The following is a 17,454-nucleotide window of genomic DNA, read 5'->3' as shown; positions in this document are numbered from 1 at the left end:
TTTCCTCCAGGAAAGGGGATCAGGTCAAGTTGTGGACGGCGAGCCACACCACCGCGGCCAGCGCCGCGCCGACGAGCGGCCCGAGGACCGGCACCCACGAGTAGCCCCAGTCGGGGTCGCGCTTGCCCTTGATCGGCAGCAGGAACGCGTACGCGAGCCTCGGGCCGAGGTCGCGGGCGGGGTTGATGGCGTAGCCGGTCGGCCCGCCGAGCGAGATGCCGATCACCAGCACGACGAACGACACCCCGGCGTAGCCGAGCGCTGAGTTGCCGAAGTCCGGCCCGGACGCGGCGGTCTTGAAGACCGGGGTGAACAGGATCCAGCCGACCAGCACGAAGGTGCCGATGATCTCGGTCACCAGGTTCCACGCCTTGTTCCGGATCTGCGGGGCGGTGGAGAAGATGCCGAGCGTCTCCTCGGGGTTCGGGTGGTCGTCGAACTGGAGCTTGTACGTCAGCCAGCACAGCACGGCGCCGAGAATCGCGCCGAGCATTTCCCCGATCAGGTAATACGGCACGACCGTCCACGAGACTTTGCCCGAAATGGCGAGCCCCAGCGTGACCGCCGGGTTGAGGTGCGCGCCGGTCGGCGCGGCGATGCTGGCCCCCGCGAACACCGCGAAGCCCCATCCGAAAGTGATGAACAGCGTTCCGGCTTGGAAGCCGTTGTTCTTGCGCAGCACGACGTTGGCCACCACGCCGTTGCCCAGCAACAGGAGCACTGCCGTGCCCAGCAGTTCCCAGACGATGATCGCGCCCGGACTCAGACTCACGCTCACGCTTTCCGCACCTCCACACTGGACAGTCTGTGCAGGGCCGAACACGTCCGGCCACAGCCCCGTCGCCGACCCCAGTCCGCGGCACGTTACCGCCGCGTACGCGCGCAATCCATAAGCCGGGCGAAGCAATGTGACCATGATCGTCATGGGTTCCGCCACACGTGTCACCTCGGGGTCAGCAGACGATCACGCAAGCGTGCGATGCTGGGGAAGGTGGAGCACGAGGAGGAACGAGTGGTGACGAATCCGCGCAACGGCAGCGAGCCGGCCCAGCTGGGTCCGGCGGGCCGGGAGGAATCCTGGCGGCGCTTCGGCGACGAGACCTTCGACCTGGTCGTGATCGGCGGCGGCGTCGTCGGCGCGGGCACGGCGCTCGACGCGGCGACCCGCGGCCTGCGGGTGGCTCTCGTCGAAGCCCGCGACCTGGCGTCCGGCACGTCGAGCCGGTCCAGCAAGCTCTTCCACGGCGGCCTGCGCTATCTCGAGCAGCTCGAGTTCGGCCTGGTGCGCGAAGCGCTGCACGAGCGCGAGCTGATGCTGACGAAGATCGCGCCGCACCTGGTGAAGCCGGTGAGCTTCCTGTATCCGCTGACGCACCGGATCTGGGAACGCCCGTACACCGCCGCCGGCTTGCTGATGTACGACACGATGGGCGGCGCCCGGTCGGTGCCCGGCCAGAAACATCTCACCCGCGCGGGTGCCCTCCGAATGGTCCCCGCGCTCAAGCGGTCCGCGCTGATCGGCGGCATCCGGTATTACGACGCGCAGTCGGACGACGCCCGGCACACGATGACCGTCGCGCGCACCGCCGCGCATTACGGCGCGGTGGTCCGGACCTCCACCCAGGTCGTCGGCTTCCTGCGCGAGGCGGACCGGATTTCCGGCGTGCGCGTGCGCGACGTCGAGGACGGCCGCGAGACCGAGATCCACGCCGGCGCGGTGGTCAACTGCACCGGCGTGTGGACCGACGAACTGCAGCGGCTGTCCGGCGGCCGCGGCCGGTTCCGCGTGCGCGCCAGCAAGGGCGTGCACATCGTGGTTCCGCGCGACCGGATCGTGTCCGAGTCGGGAATGATCCTGCGCACCGAGAAGTCGGTGCTGTTCGTGATCCCGTGGCGCAACCACTGGATCGTCGGCACCACCGACACGGACTGGAACCTCGACCTCGCCCACCCGGCGGCCACCAAGCACGACATCGACTACCTGCTCGAACACGTGAACTCGGTGCTCGCGACGCCGCTCACGCACGACGACATCGAAGGCGTGTACGCGGGTCTGCGGCCGCTGCTGGCCGGCGAGAGCGAAGAGACGTCGAAGCTGTCGCGCGAACACGCGGTCGCGCGCGTCGCGCCGGGCCTGGTCGCGATCGCCGGCGGCAAGTACACGACGTACCGGGTGATGGCGGCCGACGCCGTCGACGCCGCGGTGGTCGACCTGCCGGGCCGCCCGCCGTCGTCCATCACCGACAAGGTCCCGCTGATCGGCGCGGACGGTTACCACGCGCTGGTCAACCAGGCCGACCACCTGGCCGCCGAGCACGGGCTGCACCCGTACCGCGTGCGGCACCTGCTCGACCGCTACGGCTCGCTGGTGCACGAGGTGCTGGCGCTCGCGGCGGACCGGCCGGAGCTGCTCAAGCCGATCGAGTCCGCGCCGGATTACCTCGGCGTGGAGGTCGTGTACGCGGCGAGCCACGAGGGCGCGCTGCACCTGGAGGACGTCCTCGCGCGGCGCACGCGGATCTCGATCGAGTACGCCCACCGCGGTGTCGACTGCGCCGAGCAGGTCGCCCAGCTGGTCGGCAGTGTGCTGGGCTGGTCGGAGGACGAGACGAAGCGCGAGGTGGAGGTCTACCGGGCGCGGGTCGAGGCGGAGCGGGATTCGCAGCTGCAGCCGACGGACGAGTCGGCGGACGCGCTGCGGGCGGCGGCTCCGGAGGCTCGGGCCGGGTTGATCGAACCGGTCAGCTGAGCGGACCTCGTGAGTGCCGGGCGAGACCCGGCACTCACGAGGGCTTGAGGATCCAGCGGATGAGCGTCTCCCCGCTGGGCGACGGCCGATCCTCCGGCCCCACCCGGCTGAATCCGGCCCGCCGCGCGACGACCTCGGACGCGGTGTTGCTTTCGTCGTGCCGGTAAGCGATCTCATGCAACCCCAGCCGCGCGAACCCGAACTGGATCGCGGCCGAAAGCCCTACTGCCGCAATGCCTTTGCCTCGTTCGGCCGGATGCGTCCACACCGATGCCTCGGCCGTGCCGAAGTCGAGGTCCAGATCGCGCAGTCCGACCTCGCCGAGCAGGCGGCCGGTCGCCGGTTCGGCCACGGCCCATGAGCAGCGTTCGTCGCACGCCCATTGGGCGGCGCGCAAGGTGACGTACTCGGTGGCTTCGTCGGGCGTGCGCAGCCGGTAATTCAGTACGTATCGCCGATGCTGCGGGTCCGCGAACGCCTCCATCAGCGCGGGCCGGTCGTCGAGCTTCCGGTCCGCGCGCAGCTGACGCAGGTAGTACGCGCCCGCGTTGATCTCCACGGGTTCCACAACTCGAGCCTAACCGTCCGGAACCGGAAAACGGCTGCGTGCCGCGTCACGACCGGGGCGGGCGCCAGGGTGAAAAATCCTTGCCGTTTCGGGCAGTGCCGAGGGAAAAGCCGTCGCGCGGTGATGATCACGCTGGCAGCGTTGCCGGTATGCCGGACAATCTGACCCAGTTTGCCGCCGAACATTCCCGTCTGCACGGATGGGACGACCTTCCCGCTTTCCTCGCCGACGACCGGACCTGGACGTTCGCCGAGGTCTACGCCGGGGCCGCACGCGTCGCGGGCGGTTACCGAGCCGCCGGGCTGCGCCATGGCGACCGTGTTCTGCTCGCGCTTCCGGACAGCATCGAAATGGTTTGGTGCCTGCTCGGCGCGTGGCAGGCCGGAATCGTCGCGATTCCGGTGAATGTCCAGATGAGCCACGACGATCTGACCCGGGACATCCGCACCGCCGAACCCGCGTTGATCGTCGCCGACCCGGAAACCGCGGGCTGGCTCGACGACGCCGGTCTCGCCCCGACCACCGGCGCGGATCGGCTGGCGGAGGCGGAACCGGAGACGGAGTTCGCGCCGGGCGGAGACCATCCGTCGCACGCGATGTTCACCTCCGGGACGACCGGCGCGCCCAAGCTGTGCTTCTACCTCCACAGCAACTTCGACCCGTCGATGCTCCGCACGGATGGCGTCGGCACGGTCGCGTTCTCGGTGTCGCGCATGTATTTCGCTGGCGGTCTGTACTCGTCGGCGATGGCGACGATCTGCACCGGCCAGACGTCGGTGCTTTCGCGGCCGCGCGCGACCCCGGCCGCCGCGCTGGAGTTGATCCGCCGCCACAACGTCGCGACGCTTTTCGCGCAGCCGAGTTTCTACGCGCGCCTGCTGCAGGAACCGGGGCACGCCGAGACGCTCGGACAGTTGCGCGGCGCGATGTGTGCTGGCGAAGTGCTTTCCGCGCGGTTGCGCGAGAAGCTGGTGCCGATCTTCGGCGACCGGCTCATGAATCTTTACGGTTCCACCGAAGCTGGCGGATACGCCGCTGGCCAACCGGCGAACTACGCCGATGCGTCCGCTGTCGGCCCGGCCTTCGAGGGACGTTCGGCGCGCGTCGTGGTCGACGGGCAGGAGGTGGCGGCCAGTGTGCAGGGCGAACTGCAGGTTTTGGTCCCGTTCGCCACGCGGGGTGTCGCTCGCGGCAGCCTCGGCCCGGATCAGGTGACCGACGTCTGGTGGTCGACTGGCGACCTCGGGTCGATCGACGCACAGGGCGTCATCCACGTTTACGGACGGCTGGACGACGTCGAGGTGATCGGCGGGCAGAACGTGGTTCCCGGTGAGGTCGAACGGCTTCTCGAAAGTCACCCGAAGGTACGCGAAGCGGCGGTGAGCGCGGTGCGGCGGGAGGCGGGGGACACGACGTTGCGCGCGTATGTGGTCACGACGTCGGGTTCTGGAGACGACGATCTGGGCGCGGAGCTGGTCGCGCTGACTCGTGAGCATCTGTCGTGGTACAAGGTGCCGCAGGATGTGACGTGGCTGGAAGCGTTGCCGCGCAACGGAAATGGCAAGGTGTTGCGGCGGCAGTTGCGCACTGCGGGCGGTCAATGACCTAAGGCGAAGGGATCGCCGGAAACTCCGCGTGTACGGCGGTCCCTTCCCCTCGCGCGGACTCGATGGTCAGCGAACCGGCGACCCGCTGTACGCGTTGGCGCATCGCTTCCAGCCCGAAGCCGGTGCCGTCGCCGCGGTCGCCGGGGGCGAAACCGCGGCCGTCGTCGCGGATGTCGAGCATGACCAGGTCGCTGGTGTAGGTCAGGGTGATGCCGATCCGGTTGGCGCGCGCGTGTTTTTCCGCGTTGGCAAGGGCTTCCTGCGCCACCCGGTACATCGCCACCTCCAGCTCCGGCAGCAACGGTCGCGCGTCGCCTTCGACGTCGGTGGTCACCTTGGCGCTAGAAGTGTCGGACACTCGATTCGCCAAGCCTGCCAACGCTTCCGGCAGGTGCGAGTCGGCCAACGGCGCCGGGCGCAATGCCTGAACGGCTCGGCGCGCCTCGGTGAGACTGTCCTTCGCCAGTGTGTGCACATGGTCGAGATGCCGTTGCCGATCCGCGGCTTCGGTGGCCTTGGCAGCGGCTTGCAGTTGCGTGACGATGCCGGTCAGCCCCTGGGCGACGGTATCGTGGATTTCGCGAGCCATCCGCTGCCGCTCGTCGAGCACTCCTGCTTCGCGGGCTTGAGTGAGCAGTTGTGCATGCAGCGCTGCGTTCTCCGTTAGCGCCGTTTCCAGTTGCGCGTTCGACTGCGCGAGTTTTTCGTTGGTACGACGGCGTTGCTCATTCTCCGCACCGACAAACCACGCCACGTAGAGGATCGGTCCGACGATCGACACCGCGGTGATCCACGGCGGCGACGGTTGCCAAATTCCCTTGGCCAGCAATGGAACCACCGCTGTCGCAGCCGCGGCGAAGATGCTCCACCGCGTCGGGAACAACACGAACGCGATCGGGTAACCGACCGAGGCGAAGGCGGTGAACGGGTCCAGCCGGGCGGCGAGCACGGTCGCGCCGGTCAGCAGTACGACGAAGAATCCGATGGCCAGCCAAGGGTTTCGCGTGCGGTGCGGGAAAACCGGGATCAGCACGAGCAGCCACAGGCCGGTCGCCGCGGCGAGAAGCAGCGTGGTGCGCCATTGCGCGGCATCGCCGTGCGGCTGACCTGCGGCGATGATGGTGCACACGGCGAGCGCCAGAATCCCGACCCCGGCGAAAACCGGGCCCGCCCATCGCTCGGCCTTCGGGTCGACCGAGCCCGGCCGCAGCCCCATCAGCGGGCTGAACCGCGGCGTGCTCAGCGGCGTCGCCATCCGCTGAGCAGGATCAGCAGCAACGGCAGCGCGAACACGATCAGTAGCCGTCCGCGCGTCACGATGAGCACGATGACCGCCAGTGCGATCGAAAGCGGCACCGAATACCGCATCACGAACGACCCGACCTTGCCGTTTCCGGGGGGCGGCACGGCCGAAACCGGCCGGGCGGTGGCCAGCAGCGCGCTCGGGCGCGGCGAGGGCAGGTCGTCGAACAGCGGCACCAGTTCGCTCACCAGCTTGGCCGACGTGACCTTCGCCGAGCGGCTGCCGTACTCGTCGATGTCGAGGCGTCCGGTGCGGACGTGCTCGGAGAGGACGTCGAGCGCGTCCTGCCGTTCGTCGTCGCTCAACCGCAGGTCAGGCATGGTTCGCCTCAGGGGTCCAGACGGCGCTGCCGCCGGTGTTCGTCGCGCATCGCCCGGAACTCCTCGCGGCGTTCCCGGTGCCGGTCGTGGCGGTGGTGATGGTCGTGGTGCTCGAAACCCTTGCCCCAGAGCGCGCGGCCGACCGCGGTGAGCGCGATCGGCGCGAAGATCACCGGCCAGCCCGCGGTGCCGGTGGCGATCAAGGCGATCGCCGCGATCCACACCAGCGGAATCAAGGCGGCGACGGCGCGTTGCCCGGCCGACCACTCCGGCTGCCGCGCGGCCACCTCGCCGGACGCCGCGGGCTGCGGCACGGGCATCGGCGGCGGTGGCGCCGCGGGCGGTTCTGGCGCGGCGGTCGCGCCCGCGCCGAACACCGGATGCGGCACCGGCAGGTCGGTGAACAGTTCGCCCAGTTCGCCGCGGGTCTTGGCCGCGGTGATCCGGGCGGAACGCTCGCCGAACTCGTCGATGTCGATCCGCCCCGCGCTCATGTGCTCACCGAGCGCATTCAGCGCGGACTCTCGCTCCTGGTCGCTGATCCGCAGCTGCGGAGACGGAACCTCAGTCACGTAGTCGATGGTAGGCCGCGCGAGCGCGCGGCACCCACGACATTCAGCACAACTTCAGTCCTTGAGCTCCAAGAGTTGCGTTCCCTGCGTGACCGCGGAGCCGATCTCGACCGAAAGCCCGGTGACGGTGCCCGCTTTGTGTGCGGTTACCGGGTTCTCCATCTTCATCGCTTCGAGGACCACGATCAGCTCGCCCGCCTCGACGTGCTGGCCTTCCTCGACCGCGATCTTCACGATCGTGCCCTGCATCGGCGCGGTGACCGCGTCGCCACTCACCGCCGCCTTCGCGCCGCCGGCCCGCTTGCGCGGCTTGGCTTTCGTCGCCGCGGGCGCGCCGCCGCCTTCGAGGGCGAACCCGCCCGGCAGCGAAACCTCGAGCCGGCGTCCGCCGACCTCGACCACGACGTTCTGCCGCGGCGCCTCTTCCTCGGCCTCGACGTCCGGCGCGACGAACGGCTCGATCTTGTTGTCGAACTCGGTCTCGATCCAGCGGGTGTGCACGCTGAAGCCGTTGTCGTCGCCGATGAACGCGGGGTCGTCGACGATCACGCGGTCGAACGGCAGCACCGTGGCCATGCCCTCGACCTCGAACTCGGCCAGCGCACGACGGCTGCGCTCGAGCGCGTTCTGCCGGTCCGAACCGGTGACGATGAGCTTGGCGAGCATCGAGTCGAACTGGCCGCCGATCACGCTGCCGGACTCGACGCCGGAGTCGACGCGCACGCCAGGACCGGACGGGGCCACGAACTTCGTGACCGTGCCCGGTGCGGGCAGAAAGCCGCGGCCCGCGTCCTCGCCGTTGATGCGGAACTCGATCGAGTGACCGCGCGGCGTGGGGTCCTCGGTGATCCGGAGCTTCTCGCCGCGCGCGATGCGGAACATCTCGCGGACCAGGTCGATGCCGGTGGTCTCTTCCGAAACCGGGTGCTCGACCTGCAGCCGGGTGTTCACCTCAAGGAAGGAAATGGTGCCGTCGACCGCGACGAGGTACTCGACGGTGCCCGCGCCGTAGTAGCCGGCCTCCTTGCAGATGGCCTTGGCGGATTCGTGGATCCGGGCGCGCTGGTCGTCGGACAGGTACGGCGCGGGGGCCTCTTCCACCAGCTTCTGGTGGCGGCGCTGCAGCGAGCAGTCGCGGGTGCCGACGACGATCGCGTTGCCGTGCTGGTCGGCCAGCACCTGCGCCTCGACGTGCCGCGGCTTGTCCAGGTAGCGCTCCACGAAGCACTCGCCGCGGCCGAACGCGGCCACCGCCTCGCGCGTCGCGGACTCGAACAGTTCGGGGATTTCTTCGCGGGTGCGGGCGACCTTCAGGCCGCGGCCGCCGCCGCCGAACGCCGCCTTGATCGCGACCGGCAGGCCGTGCTCGTCGGCGAACGCGATGATCTCGTCGGCGTCCTTCACCGGCTCCTTGGTGCCGGGCACCAGCGGCGCGCCCGCGCGCATCGCGATGTGCCGCGCGGTCACCTTGTCGCCGAGGTCGCGGATCGACTGCGGGCTCGGCCCGATCCAGGTCAGGCCCGCGTCGAGGACGGCCTGGGCGAACTCGGCGTTCTCGGAGAGGAAGCCGTAGCCGGGGTGGACCGAGTCGGCGCCGGCCCGCTTGGCGGCGTCGAGGATCTTGTCGATCGCGAGGTAGCTCTCGGCCGCGGTGTTCCCGCCGAGGGCGAACGCCTCGTCGGCGAGGCGCACGTGCGGAGCGTCGCGGTCCGGGTCGGCGTACACGGCCACGCTCTGCAAGCCCGCGTCCTTCGCGGCCCGGATCACGCGAACCGCGATCTCGCCCCGGTTCGCGACCAGGATCTTGGTCACCGGACCGCCTGTGCTCGCGGTGTCCTGCTCGCTCACCACATACCTCCCGTGCCCGTCGCCGCGCTGCTGGTCAACCGGGAGTCTACGGACCAGGACAGGGCCTGGATTGAGAGGTGGACCACCCAGTTCGGTCCTGTTTATACCCGTCCGGCCGGGGCCTGATGCCGGAGTTCGGCCGGTAGTTCGGAGTCCAGCACGATGACGTCGTAGGGGTTGACCTGGTGCACCAGGGCCAGATTCTCGGTGTTGACCAGGATCCACGGCTGGTGCTCGCCGCAGCAGTCGACGAGCCGGTCGAGCGCGGTGAACGCGACCAGCGCGGTGCGGCCGTCCGGGGTGCGGCGCAGTTCGACGTTGGCTCCGGTCTGGCCGTCGGTGGTCGGGCCGGTGGGGCCGGTCGGCAGGTAAAGGGCCGGGGGCAGATTGGGGTTCGTCACTCCGACAACATAGACGGACACGGTGCGCAAGGTCGCTTACAGTCTCGGATATGGGGACTTGGCCGAAGCGCATCCCGCGATCCGCGCTGCTCACCGCCGTTCTCGCGGCGGTGGTGACGGCGGCGGCGCTCGTGGTGGTCGTCGCGCTGCGCCCGAAGCCCGACGGCGCGGTCACCATGGCACCGCGCGAGCCCGCGGCGGCCCCGGTCGAAGCACCGTCCTCTACCTGCGGAAACGGCCCGTGCCGCCAGTTGGCCGCGGTGAGCGTCGGCGGCACCCCGGTCGTGTTGCTGGTCGACGCCACGGGAAGCGGGGGCCGGGTCCAGGTCGGGCAGCAGCCGTTCGAACTGGCGATCACGAACCTGGGCGCGAAGCTGACCGCGACTTCATTGCGCTGCGTCGACGGATCGACCGCCGCGTGCCTGATCCGCGGCGACGCGCCAGGCGGCTCGTACGGCGAATTGCTCACCGAGTCCGGCGGGGTGTGGCGCGACTACGGCAAGCCGTATTTCTCCGACGCGGGTTCGCTGTCGCTCTACGACGTGAGCCAGGACGGCCGTCCGGACGTGATCGTCGTCCGGCACGAATGCCCGCAGGCGGTGTCCGGCTCGCCGCGCTGCCAGGCTGCTCCGGTGGTGGCGGAGGTGTACGAGCTCGACGGCGAGGTGATGGGCTGCACGAGCACCGTCACCTCGCCGTCGAATTTCCGGGGCTGGCCGGACGTCGAGCTGAAGAAATCCCAGCTGCGGCGGTGTTCCGGCAGCTCGTGAGTGCTGATCACGGTTCTAACCGGGATCAACACTCACGAGGCGTCAGGCGGTCGCGGGACGGGCGGCGCCGCCCTCGTCGCGGTGGTTCGGGCGAGCGGTCTGCGTGCTGAGGATCTCGTCGTCGAGCAGGCCCTCGCTGCGGGCGACGATGGTCGGGACCACGATCTGGCCCGCGACATTCGTGGCCGTGCGCATCATGTCCATGATCGGGTTCACCGAGTAGATCAGCGCGATGCCGATCGCGACCTGCTTGGCGTCGAGGCCGATGAACGCGGTGGTCAGGGTGAGCGCGGTCAGCCAGCCGGTGGTGCCCGCGGTGGCGAGCGCGCCGAGCACGGCGACGACCACGATGCCGACGTACTGCCCGAAGCTCAGCGGCACCCCGGCGAGGTTGGCGATGAAGATCGCGCCGATCGCCGGGAACACCGCGGCGCAACCGTCCATTTTGGTCGCGCTGGCGAGCGGCGTGGCGAAGGCGGCGTATCCGGGGTCGACGCCGAGGTTCACCGCGGACTGCCGGGTCAGCGGCAGCGTCGCCGAGCTCGACTGCGAAGCGAACGCGAACTGGATCGCGGTGCCCGCCTTGGCGAAGAACGTCAGCGGGCTCACCTTCGCGACGAACTGCAGCAGGATCGGGTAGACCACGAACAGGATCAGCAGGCAGCCGACGTACACCGCGAGCGTGGTCGACAGCAGCGGACGGAACAGCGCGTCGCCGTAGTTGGAGACCGCGGCGCCGATCAGGCCGATGATGCCGATGGGCGCGAGCCGCACGATCCAGCCGAGGTAGCGCTGGATGATTTCGAAGACACTGGTGGTGAAGTCGACGAACGGCTTCGCCTTGTCGCCGAGGCTGTAGGCGGCGGCGCCGATCACGACGGCGAGGAAGAGCACCTGGAGCGTGCTGCCTTCAGCGAAAGCGGAGAAGAAGTTCTCCGGCAGCAGGCCCTTGATGAAGGCGTCCCAGGAACCCCAGTGGCTCATGCTCTTCGCGGCCTTGTCGGCGTTCTTCGCGGTGGCCGCGACGCCCTCGCCGAGCCCGCCGGAGCCGGGGTTGAACAGCTTGCCGATCGCGATCCCGACCAGCGAGGCGATCAGCGACGTGATCGCGAACCACAGCACGGTCTTGCCGCCGAGCCGCGCGGCGGTGCGGCCGCCGCCGAGGCCGCGGAGGCTGTTGATGCCGACCACGATCGCGGTGAAGACCAGCGGGATGACCGCGATCTGCAGCAGGGTCGTGAAGATCGTGCCGATGTGGTCGAGGGTGTCGGTCAGCCAGCCGGCTTCGGTCGTCCGCGCGAGCACGCCGAGGCCGGCGCCCACGACAAGCGAACCGAGCACGGCCGCGGCGAACACGCGCGGTTTGGTGTACGTCCTGACGAAGGACATGTGCCACCCCAGGGAGGTCGAGAGTTTCCGCTGGCCCGGGTGCGGGCCGGCGTCGACTTTCCCTGATCACTCGTCCGAGTGACACATCGTCCCAGTATGTGAACTATTTCCACATCTCGGTGACGCTGACGCCCACCTCGGCGAGGAGCTGGCGCAGCAGCGGAAGGCTGATCCCGATCACGCTGGAGGGGTCGCCCTCGACGCCCTCGACGAACCACCCGCCGAGCGCGTCGAGCGTGAACGCCCCCGCGACGTGCAGCGGTTCGCCGGTGGCGACATAGGCGTCGATCTCGGCCTGGCCGGGATTGGCGAAGTGCACGGTGGTGGACCGCGTGCCGGAGGCTTCCTTGGTGCGCTGCCCGCCGTCGAGCCGGACGACGGCGTGCCCGGTGAGCAGGACGCCGGAGCTGCCGGCCATCTTCGCCCAGCGCTGCTTGGCGACCTCGGCGTTGGCGGGCTTGCCGACCATCTCGCCGCCGATGGAAAGCATGGAATCGCAAGCGACGATCACGGCGTCGGGTTCGGAAACCATCTCGACGACGGCGTTGGCCTTGGCTTTGGCGAGCGCCGTGACGAGTTCGGCCGGGGCGGGATCGGTGAGCGCGGCGGCAACGGCGTCCTCGTCGACGCCGGACACGACGACAGCCGGGTCGAGACCGGCGCTGCGCAGCACGGAGAGGCGGGCGGGGGACTGGGAGGCGAGGACTAGACGCACGGGTTTGAACGCTACCTCGATTGGGCCGGGTGCGGGGTTGTGGCCCGGAGGCGGCGGTGTCGCGGTGGCGCGGGGTGTGGCCCGGGAGGAGATGTCGCGGTGGCGCGGGGTTCGGGTTGTGGCTCGGTGGCGGCGGTGTCGCGGTGGCGCGGGTTCTGGTTGTGGCTCGGTGGCGGCGGTGCCGCGGTGGCGTGGGGTTTGGGGCGTGGCCTGGGGGCGGTGGTGTCGCGATGGGGTTTGGGGTGTGGCTCGGGGGCGGCGGTGTCGCGGTGGCGCGGGGTACGGGGTGTGGCCGGGGCGGAGATGTCGCAGTGGGGCGAATCCGGGGGCGAGCCCCGACGCCAGCGTTCCGAGCTGAGCGATTCCGGCGCGCGGTGCGAAGGCGAGGGGCTGGCGCGGCGAGAGGGCAGCGGCGCGGGACGAGGGCAGCGGCGCGGCACGAGGGCAACGGCGCGGTGAGAGGGGCGGGCTGCGATGTTGCTGGGCAGCGGGGGACCTCGCGGCCCTGGGCAGCGGGGACCTCGCGGCCGCGTACGTGGCAATCGCCGCAGGCGGGTTTTGTGTTGCGCCGCAACCGTGACACCGCTGCTGCGTGATGCAGGGCGCGCTCGGGCCTGGGCTCGGCTCGCCCGGCATGGCCTCCTGTTCGCGTTGCCCCTCTCTTGTTGCCGTCCCTGCCCCGGCTGGGTCTGGCCAGCCGGGGCAGGGACGGTCAGCCGTTCATCGGGCCGGTTCCGGAGTAGGAACGGCCGGTGCTGGCGTGTGCGATCGGGGCGTCACCCGGCGCAGGGCGGCTGCGGACAGGACTCCCAGTACCAGCACCACGATCGGCAGGATCAGCGTCGCACGGGCGGCGTCGGTGAGTCCATTGTGGACTACCTCCCCGGCGAGGCGGCCCGCTTGGGCGGCGAGGTCTGCCGGGAGACCCGGGATCGGGGCGGGGCCGCCGGAGGAGCCGAATTCGCCGGTGGAGGCGGCGGCGTGGGCGATGCCTTCGGTGAAAGGCACGCGGTATTGCTCTGGGAGTTGCTGGGCGGCGGTGGCGGCTTCGCTCGTGATGGAAGCGCTGATCCGTGCTTGCAGGAGCACGCCGATCGCGGCGCTGCCCAGGACCCCGCCTACCTGGCGGGCGGTGTTGAAGATGCCCGATGCGGTGCCGGTGAGCCGTGGTTCTACCGACGCCATCGTCAGGTTGCTCATCGGGGAGAAGATGCAGCCGACGCCTAGGCCGCACACCAGAAGGGCCGGGATCAGTGCCCACGGGCTGGTGTCCGGGCGGGCCTGCAGCGCGATGATGCCCACGCCCGCGGCGAGCAGGGCGAGGCCGCCCATCACCAGGTATTTGCCGTTGATCCGGTCCGAGGCGCGGCCTACGAACGGGGCGATCACGCCGGACAGCAGCGACATCGGGGCGGTGAGCAGGCCGGCCATGGTGGGGGACAGGCCCAGCACCGTCTGGATGTAGATGATCAGCGGCAGGAACATGCCGGTCATCGTGAAACCGACGGTGGTCGCGGTGAGGGTGCCCGCGGAGAAGTTGCGGTTCGCGAACACCGCCAGCGGGACCAGCGGTTCGCGGCGGTTGTAGTGCTGCCACAGTACGAAGGCGACCAGCAGCACCACTCCGGCACCGATGATTTCGAAGACTGTGATGCCGCCAAACACGGTGCCCCAGTCGTACTGCTGTCCATTTTGGACGCCGAACACGATGCAGAACAGTCCGGCGGCGGACAGCAGAATGCCGAGCAGATCAAACGAGTGCGAGTGCTTCGGCTGCCAGTCCGGCACCAGCCACAGCGTGAGTGCGATGGCGGCGACGCCGATCGGCACGTTCACGTAGAAAATCCACTCCCAGCCGAGGTGCTGCACCAGCACGCCGCCCAGCAGCGGGCCGGTGATCGTGGCCAGGCCGGCTACGCCGCCCCACGCGCCCATCGCCGCGCCGCGCTTCGCGGGCGGGAAGAGGTGGCTGATGAATGCCAGCGTCTGCGGCGTCATCAGCGCCGCGCCGAGGCCTTGCACGGCACGGGCGGCGATCAGCATCTCGACGTTGCCGGACAGGCCGCACCACAGCGACGACGCGGTGAAAACGACCAGCCCGGCGACGAAGACGCGCTTCGGGCCGAAGCGGTCGCCGAGGCGGCTGGTGAACAGCATCGGCACGGCGTAGGTGAGCAGATAGACGCTGATCACCCACACCACCGAGTTCAGCCCGGCTCCGAGGTGCTGCAGCATGGCGGGCACCGCGATGGACACGATCGTGGTGTCCAGCAGGATCATGAAGAACCCGATGCAGAGCGCGCTGAGCGCGGCCCACGGGTTAACTGGTCTTGCGTTCATGGTCTTCCTTGAGCTTGAGTTTCTTGTCCTGGAAAGGGATCCGGCCGCTGTCGAGATCCGCGAACAGCTGCTCGATCCACGCGAGCTCGAACTTCCGCTGTGCCGCGCTGTAGCGGAAGTCGAGCCAATAGATTTCGGGGGTGCCGTCGGATTCCAGCCGGTCGATGAGCACCTCGTCGGAGGCCACGGCCGCGCGCAGCGCGGTCATCCGGTGCTCCAGTTCGAGCAGCGCCACGTCGCGCCCCAGATCGTCGATCACGGCGAGTCCGCTGAGTACGTCGCTGTAGTCCGGCACCACGTCGCCCAGCATTTGCCGGGCTCGTTCCTGGAAGGCGTCCTTGCCAGCGGCCGTCATGGCGTACACCGTGCGCTCCGGCCGCCTGCCGTCTCGCTGGGTTTCGACGACGTCGACGAAACCGTTGCGCTGCAAGCGATCCACCGTGTGATAGAGCGAACCGGCCTTGAGCTTCACGCGGGCTTCGACATGCCGTTCCCGCATCAGCTGGGCCATTTCGTACGGGTGCATCGGCCGCTCGTGCAGCAGCTCGAGCACGGCGACGCCCAGCGCCGTGAGCTTGGCCGCGACCATGACGGTGTTCCTCCAGGGATCCAATCGAGTGATACCAAGTGGGTTATTCCACGTGGACTATACGGTGTGGAGCAAGCTGCGGTCCAGTGTGATCTGCGCTGGTGAGCAGCTCGTGGCTGACGGTGATGGGTGTTGCAAGATGGGGAGAGCGTAACCAGGACCACCGACAAAAACCGACGATCGCCTGTTCGACGGCCCTTTCGCGGCCCCGAAAGGCTTTCCGCGACCGACGACCCGGGCCAAGATCGGCTCATGGGCGAGAACCGGGCAGTCGACTGGGAAGGCTTCTTCAACACCCGAGACCTCGGCGGGCTCCCGACCCGATCCGGTCCCAGCACCGAATCCGCGCGCTTCTACCGCTCCGCTAGCCTCCGCTTCGTCACTGACGCGGGCTGGGCCAGCGCGCGCGAATCCGGCCTCCGCACCATCGTCGACCTGCGCAACCCCGTCGAGATCAGCACCTACGCCGTCACCGTGCCACCCGGGATGACCCGCTGCGAAGTTCCGCTGGACGACATCGAAGACACCGAGTTCTGGCAGTACATCGCCGACGAGCAGCTTGACGGAACCCCGCTGTACTACCGCGTTTTCCTTGACCGCAAAGCAGAACGCTGCGCAACCGTCCTGAAAACGCTGGCCCGAGCCGAAGGAGGAGTGCTCTTCCACTGCACTTCCGGCCGGGACCGCACCGGCCTCGTCTCGCTCCTCCTGCTGACACTGGCCGACGTCGACCCGGAAGCCATCGCCGCCGACTACGCCCTCTCGACCGAAGCCGTCCTGCCGCTGTACCGGGCGCTAGGCGTCGAAGACCAAACCGCGCTGCTCGAAGCAGCCTTGACCCGCCGCCAAACGACCATCCGCGAAGCCGTCATCAAGACCCTCGACGGCTTCGACGTCACCGAATACCTCGTCCGCGCCGGAATGGCCGCGGACGAGGTAGACCGCCTGCGGGACCGGCTCAGTCGGTGACCTGGTGCAATTGCCGTGCCCGGCGGCTGCCCAGCGAATACCAGCCCGCGATCCCGGTGCCGACGGTGAGCGCGGCCGCGCTGAGGCCCAGCGACCAGTGCACCCCGACGGCGGAACCGAGCAGCCCCACGGTGAATCCGCTGCCCGCGCGAAGCCCGTTCGCGGACACGCTGTACACGCCGATCACCCGGCCGCGTTCCTCCGGTTTCGCCAGCAGCTGCACGACGGTCTGGCCAATCGACATCGACGCCAGGTTCGCCACCCCGCCGATCACCAGCAGTGCCACCGCGATCGGGTAGCTGGCGGTCATCGCGAAGAACAGGCTCGAGATCCCGTAGATCGCCGTGCTGATCACCGCCGCGGGCACGTTCGGTTTGATCTTTCCGGTCGCCTCCAACAGGATCCCGCCGATCACGCCACCCGCGCCGTTGGCGAACAGCAGCACGCCGTACGCGGTTCCGGCGCTGCCCGCGCCCAGGTCCTGCGCGAAAATCGGCATCGAACTCTGCATTGAAGCGCCGACGAAGAACGCGCCGAGCCCGGCGAGGATGATCATCCCGACCATGGTCGGGTTACCGCTGATTTCCTTCAGTACCCGCACCGAATCCATCAGTCCGACCCGTGGCCGGCGGATGATTCCGCCGTCTCGCGTGTGGCCGGTGAACTTGGTGCGGAACAGGAAGATGGTCAGCGGCAGGTAGAACGCGACGTTCACGAAAATGCCCGCCACCGGCCCGAGTCCGAGCAGCAGGGCCGAGCCGACGACCGGGCCGAAGAGAATGCCCAGGCTGCGGAAGGTCGCGTTGAGCCGGACCGCGCTCGGCAATTCGGCCGGTCCGACGAAATCGTGCAGCATCAGCTGTTCGCCCGGGCCCCAGATCGCGCCCGCGCAGCCGTGCAAAATCAGCAGTACGCAGGCACTCCACACCTCGAGGGTGTCGGTGAGGATCAGCACGCCCCACGCCGCGGACACCGCCATGAACAGCACCTGCGCGGCCTGGATGATCCGGCGGCAGTCGTGCCGGTCGGCCAGTCCGCCGAAATACACCGAGAACAGCAGGAACGGCACCCAGTGGCTGATCACCTCGAACCCGGTCAGCGCGGGCGACTGGAACTTCTCCCACAGCACCCAGTAGGTGATGACGTGCTCGACGTTGTCGGCCATCATGGCGAGGCCGGTGCCGATCAGGTATGGACGGCAATCCTTGTTGTAAAGCGCGGCGAATTTGCGCGGGGCCGCGGGGGCAGCCTCGGCTTCGGGTTGGTGCGTCGGCACCCCGCACGCGGAACACATGACTGAGAACCCCCTAGTGA

16 protein-coding genes are annotated in these 17,454 nt (G+C 69.1%); 4 read left to right on the top strand and 12 right to left on the bottom strand.

Translation table 11 applies throughout. The features are described 5' to 3' along the window. Positions 1-19: 19 nt before the first annotated feature. Positions 20-766, bottom strand: coding sequence for an MIP/aquaporin family protein (locus AB5I40_RS21920; RefSeq protein WP_370940570.1), 747 nt, complete (start codon positions 764-766; stop codon positions 20-22). Positions 767-979: 213 nt separating this feature from the next. Here AB5I40_RS21920 and AB5I40_RS21915 point away from each other — a divergent pair, with 213 nt between their 5' ends. Then, the gene (locus AB5I40_RS21915; RefSeq protein ID WP_370940377.1) at positions 980-2,749 is read left to right on the top strand and encodes a glycerol-3-phosphate dehydrogenase/oxidase; all 1,770 of its coding nucleotides are present in this window, start codon (positions 980-982) and stop codon (positions 2,747-2,749) included. Positions 2,750-2,783: 34 nt separating this feature from the next. On the opposite strand, the gene AB5I40_RS21910 is transcribed toward AB5I40_RS21915, so the two are convergent. Continuing rightward, positions 2,784-3,317 (bottom strand): GNAT family N-acetyltransferase, encoded by a 534-nt coding sequence (locus AB5I40_RS21910; protein ID WP_370940376.1) that lies wholly within the window; start codon positions 3,315-3,317, stop codon positions 2,784-2,786. Between the two features lie 149 nt (positions 3,318-3,466). On the opposite strand from AB5I40_RS21910, the gene AB5I40_RS21905 reads away from it, so the two are divergent. Continuing rightward, the gene (locus AB5I40_RS21905; protein ID WP_370940375.1) at positions 3,467-4,921 is read left to right on the top strand and encodes a class I adenylate-forming enzyme family protein; all 1,455 of its coding nucleotides are present in this window, start codon (positions 3,467-3,469) and stop codon (positions 4,919-4,921) included. A 1-nt stretch (position 4,922) separates the two neighbouring features. On the opposite strand, the gene AB5I40_RS21900 is transcribed toward AB5I40_RS21905, so the two are convergent. The 5 genes from AB5I40_RS21900 to AB5I40_RS21880 all read right to left on the bottom strand — a co-directional run bounded on the left by AB5I40_RS21900 (position 4,923) and on the right by AB5I40_RS21880 (position 9,389). Continuing rightward, entirely contained in the window at positions 4,923-6,179 is a 1,257-nt protein-coding gene (locus tag AB5I40_RS21900) for a sensor histidine kinase (RefSeq protein ID WP_370940374.1), read from the bottom strand. Further along, positions 6,164-6,547: a DUF1707 domain-containing protein gene (locus AB5I40_RS21895; protein ID WP_370940373.1), complete on the bottom strand. Its 384-nt coding sequence runs from the start codon at positions 6,545-6,547 to the stop codon at positions 6,164-6,166. Before AB5I40_RS21895 ends, AB5I40_RS21900 begins: the two co-directional genes overlap by 16 nt. Positions 6,548-6,555: 8 nt before the next feature. Next, on the bottom strand, positions 6,556-7,119 hold the full coding sequence (locus AB5I40_RS21890; RefSeq protein WP_370940372.1) for a DUF1707 domain-containing protein: 564 nt from the start codon (positions 7,117-7,119) through the stop codon (positions 6,556-6,558). A gap of 54 nt (positions 7,120-7,173) precedes the next feature. Continuing rightward, the gene (locus AB5I40_RS21885; RefSeq protein WP_370940371.1) at positions 7,174-8,967 is read right to left on the bottom strand and encodes a biotin carboxylase N-terminal domain-containing protein; all 1,794 of its coding nucleotides are present in this window, start codon (positions 8,965-8,967) and stop codon (positions 7,174-7,176) included. A gap of 101 nt (positions 8,968-9,068) precedes the next feature. Further along, positions 9,069-9,389: an SAV_915 family protein gene (locus AB5I40_RS21880; protein ID WP_106961290.1), complete on the bottom strand. Its 321-nt coding sequence runs from the start codon at positions 9,387-9,389 to the stop codon at positions 9,069-9,071. Positions 9,390-9,418: 29 nt separating this feature from the next. On the opposite strand from AB5I40_RS21880, the gene AB5I40_RS21875 reads away from it, so the two are divergent. Further along, a complete protein-coding gene (locus tag AB5I40_RS21875; protein WP_370940370.1) occupies positions 9,419-10,138 on the top strand; it encodes a hypothetical protein in 720 nt (239 codons plus the stop codon). 42 nt (positions 10,139-10,180) lie between these two features. Here AB5I40_RS21875 and AB5I40_RS21870 read toward each other — a convergent pair whose 3' ends face one another. The 4 genes from AB5I40_RS21870 to AB5I40_RS21855 all read right to left on the bottom strand — a co-directional run bounded on the left by AB5I40_RS21870 (position 10,181) and on the right by AB5I40_RS21855 (position 15,171). Next, the gene (locus AB5I40_RS21870) at positions 10,181-11,527 is read right to left on the bottom strand and encodes a dicarboxylate/amino acid:cation symporter (protein ID WP_370940369.1); all 1,347 of its coding nucleotides are present in this window, start codon (positions 11,525-11,527) and stop codon (positions 10,181-10,183) included. Positions 11,528-11,630: 103 nt separating this feature from the next. After that, the gene (locus AB5I40_RS21865) at positions 11,631-12,242 is read right to left on the bottom strand and encodes a nucleoside triphosphate pyrophosphatase (RefSeq protein WP_370940368.1); all 612 of its coding nucleotides are present in this window, start codon (positions 12,240-12,242) and stop codon (positions 11,631-11,633) included. A gap of 720 nt (positions 12,243-12,962) precedes the next feature. Continuing rightward, entirely contained in the window at positions 12,963-14,582 is a 1,620-nt protein-coding gene (locus AB5I40_RS21860) for a DHA2 family efflux MFS transporter permease subunit (RefSeq protein ID WP_370940367.1), read from the bottom strand. Continuing rightward, positions 14,563-15,171, bottom strand: coding sequence for a PadR family transcriptional regulator (locus AB5I40_RS21855; protein WP_370940366.1), 609 nt, complete (start codon positions 15,169-15,171; stop codon positions 14,563-14,565). Before AB5I40_RS21855 ends, AB5I40_RS21860 begins: the two co-directional genes overlap by 20 nt. Positions 15,172-15,423: 252 nt before the next feature. Here AB5I40_RS21855 and AB5I40_RS21850 point away from each other — a divergent pair, with 252 nt between their 5' ends. Beyond that, complete coding sequence (locus tag AB5I40_RS21850; RefSeq protein WP_370940365.1) at positions 15,424-16,140, top strand: tyrosine-protein phosphatase; 717 nt, start codon at positions 15,424-15,426, stop codon at positions 16,138-16,140. Here AB5I40_RS21850 and AB5I40_RS21845 read toward each other — a convergent pair. Further along, positions 16,130-17,434, bottom strand: a complete 1,305-nt coding sequence (locus AB5I40_RS21845; protein WP_370940364.1) for an MFS transporter — start codon at positions 17,432-17,434, stop codon at positions 16,130-16,132. The two genes, AB5I40_RS21850 and AB5I40_RS21845, sit on opposite strands and share 11 nt — an antisense overlap. Positions 17,435-17,454: the final 20 nt, after the last annotated feature.

It is taken from the genome of Amycolatopsis sp. cg13, from assembly GCF_041346965.1.
Taxonomy (GTDB): domain Bacteria; phylum Actinomycetota; class Actinomycetes; order Mycobacteriales; family Pseudonocardiaceae; genus Amycolatopsis.
The sequence above is the reverse complement of the archived record's forward strand: the minus strand, read 5'-3'. Positions and strand labels throughout refer to the sequence as shown.

Coding starts and splice junctions, on each gene's coding strand:
- AB5I40_RS21900 (WP_370940374.1), bottom strand. CDS start 6,179: ATGGCGACGCCGCTGAGCACGCCGCGGTTCAGCCCGCTGATGGGGCTG.
- AB5I40_RS21905 (WP_370940375.1), top strand. CDS start 3,467: ATGCCGGACAATCTGACCCAGTTTGCCGCCGAACATTCCCGTCTGCAC.
- AB5I40_RS21860 (WP_370940367.1), bottom strand. CDS start 14,582: ATGAACGCAAGACCAGTTAACCCGTGGGCCGCGCTCAGCGCGCTCTGC.
- AB5I40_RS21855 (WP_370940366.1), bottom strand. CDS start 15,171: ATGGTCGCGGCCAAGCTCACGGCGCTGGGCGTCGCCGTGCTCGAGCTG.
- AB5I40_RS21875 (WP_370940370.1), top strand. CDS start 9,419: ATGGGGACTTGGCCGAAGCGCATCCCGCGATCCGCGCTGCTCACCGCC.
- AB5I40_RS21870 (WP_370940369.1), bottom strand. CDS start 11,527: ATGTCCTTCGTCAGGACGTACACCAAACCGCGCGTGTTCGCCGCGGCC.
- AB5I40_RS21895 (WP_370940373.1), bottom strand. CDS start 6,547: ATGCCTGACCTGCGGTTGAGCGACGACGAACGGCAGGACGCGCTCGAC.
- AB5I40_RS21850 (WP_370940365.1), top strand. CDS start 15,424: ATGGGCGAGAACCGGGCAGTCGACTGGGAAGGCTTCTTCAACACCCGA.
- AB5I40_RS21915 (WP_370940377.1), top strand. CDS start 980: ATGCTGGGGAAGGTGGAGCACGAGGAGGAACGAGTGGTGACGAATCCG.
- AB5I40_RS21845 (WP_370940364.1), bottom strand. CDS start 17,434: ATGTGTTCCGCGTGCGGGGTGCCGACGCACCAACCCGAAGCCGAGGCT.